Source organism: Planomonospora algeriensis, assembly GCF_977012225.1.
Map to the genome: position 1 here is coordinate 1 of NZ_CDRNDK010000727.1, position 2,147 is coordinate 2,147.

Here is a 2,147-nt window from a genome sequence, read left to right on the forward strand (position 1 = left end):
GCCCGGCAGCCCGCACGCCGAGATCGCCGGCTACGCCGCCGCCCTCGGCGCCCGGTTCCGCGTCCTGACCCACCGGCCGCTCACCCTGCGGCAGCGCCGGGCCGCGGAGCGGATCTGCGACGCCTACGAGGACATCTGGGCGCGCCACCAGGGCGCGTGAGATCCGGCGGCGAACCGGCCGCCCCCGACCTGCTCCGCAGGAGCCTCGTTTCCTCCCCGGCCTGAAGGCCGGGGTATCCGCGAAGGAGAGACCCGATGACGACCCCCGACCCGAACGGCCCCGTGGCGCGGCTGCTGCGCTACGCCAACGAGGTCCACGCGCTGGCGGGCCGGTGCGGCAGGAAGGACCTGGCGGAGGTGCTGGCCGCCTGCGCCGCCCGCTGGAAGGACGAGTGCACCGACATCGTGGTCGCCGGAGCGCAGAAGCGGGGCAAGAGCCGCCTGCTCAACACGCTCGTCGGCCACCCCGACCTGGTCCCGGTCGACGCCGACGTCGCCACCAACTGCTTCCTGTCCCTGCGGCGCGGCCCCAAGCTCACCGCCGTCGTGCACCGCAGCACCGACGCCGGGCCCGTCCAGCTCCCGATCACCGTCGAGTCGATCCCCGACTACGCCTCGATGCGCGGTGACGCCGGCAAGCGGCGCGACGTCGTCAGCGTGGACATCACCCTGGACAACCCGCTCCTGGACGGCCTGCGGCTGCTCGACACCCCCGGCGTGGACAGCCTCACCGTGGGGCACCGCCAGGTGACGGTGGCCATGCTCCAGCGGGCCGACGCGCTGCTGTTCACGCTCAGTGCCCAGGACCAGCCGGTGCTCCGGCACGAGCTGGAGTTCCTCGCCGAGGCCGCCGAGCGGGTCCAGGCGATCGCGTTCGTGCTGACCAAGGTGGAGGACTCCGCCAACTGGCGGACCCTGATGGAGGAGAACCAGGCCCGGCTGAAGACCTTCGTCAACGAGGCCGTGGCGGAGAACCCGGCGCGGGCGGTGACCCTCACCCCGCTGCTGTCGGCCCCCTGGATCCCGGTGAGCTCCAAGCTCGCCGAGGCCGCCGAGGCCAAGCGCAGGGAGGGCCGCCTGGAGCGGGCCGACGCGCTGCGGGCGCGCAGCGGCATGGACGCGCTCGAGCGGCACCTGCGGGCCTTCGCCGAGGGCAGGGAGTCGGCGCGGGGCGCCACCGTGGTGGCCGCCGCGCTGTCGGTGCTGGGCTCGCTGTCGGCCACCGCGCAGGACGACGTCGCCGCGGGCTCGGACGACGAGGGCGACGTGGCCGCCCGGCTAGCCCAGGTCGAGGCCGACCTGGAGGGCCTCACCGGGCTGGCGGCCGCCGACGGGCGGGCGCGGTGGCCAACACCTTCCTCGGCCGCGAGGTGGCGGGGATCGTGGCGGCCCGGGTGGCCGAGATCCGCCAGCCGTACGAGAACGCGATCGCCACGCTGAAGAAGCAGGAGCAGGTCGACCGGTACATGGCGGAGCTGCCGATGAGCGTGCAGCGCTCGCTGGAGGCGGCCTGGTCGCAGATCGTCTACGACGTGGAGAGCCTGGCCCGCCGGACGCTCGACGCCTTCGCCCGCGACCTCGGCCTGGACCCCGTCGAGTTCGCCGCCGACCCGAGCGCCATGCCCAACCTCTCGCAGGTCCAGGTCAGGAAGGACGCCTCGGCGGACGCCCCGGGCGAGGTGGACATGGTCCGGGACGTGCTGCCGTCGGCCTCGATCGGGCTCTCCCTGGGCGGCTTCGCCGCGTCCCTGCTCGGGCCGGTCGGCTTCCTGCTGGTCGCCCCGGCCATCGGGGCGGCCATCTTCATGGGGCGGCGCTCGATGGAGAAGGTGCAGCGCAACCAGGCGGCGATCCGGGGGGCGCTGCGCGACCAGTTCGCGGCGGTCTCCCGGGAGATGACGCTCGACCTGGAGCGCATGGTGGCGACCTGGCGGGTCGGCGTCGAGCAGGCCGCCGACGAGAGCCTGCTGAAGCGGCGCAAGGAGCTGGAGGGCAGGCGCGCCGAGCTGAAGGCCGCCTCCGCCCGCTCGGCCGCCGACCGCCGCAAGGCGCGGGAGTCCGGCCAGGACCGGATCGCCGCGATCGAGACCCTCACCAGGCGCGGCCAGGAGCTGCGCCGGGAGCTCGTCGACCGCGGTCGCCGCGCT

The 2,147-nt window shown here is 74.7% G+C and carries 2 protein-coding genes; both read left to right on the plus strand.

Translation table 11 applies throughout. The features are described 5' to 3' along the window. The first annotated feature begins 255 nt into the window (after positions 1–255). Positions 256–1,440, plus strand: a complete 1,185-nt coding sequence (locus ACWJ6R_RS35095) for a dynamin family protein (protein ID WP_449066332.1) — start codon at positions 256–258, stop codon at positions 1,438–1,440. Then, the coding region (locus ACWJ6R_RS35100; protein WP_449066333.1) for a hypothetical protein at positions 1,344–2,147 on the plus strand (804 nt) is incomplete at its 3' end. The genes ACWJ6R_RS35095 and ACWJ6R_RS35100, both read left to right, overlap by 97 nt.

What these genes read in the sequence shown, in the direction of transcription:
- ACWJ6R_RS35095 (WP_449066332.1), top strand. Translation starts at nt 256, where the DNA reads ATGACGACCCCCGACCCGAACGGCCCCGTGGCGCGGCTGCTGCGCTAC.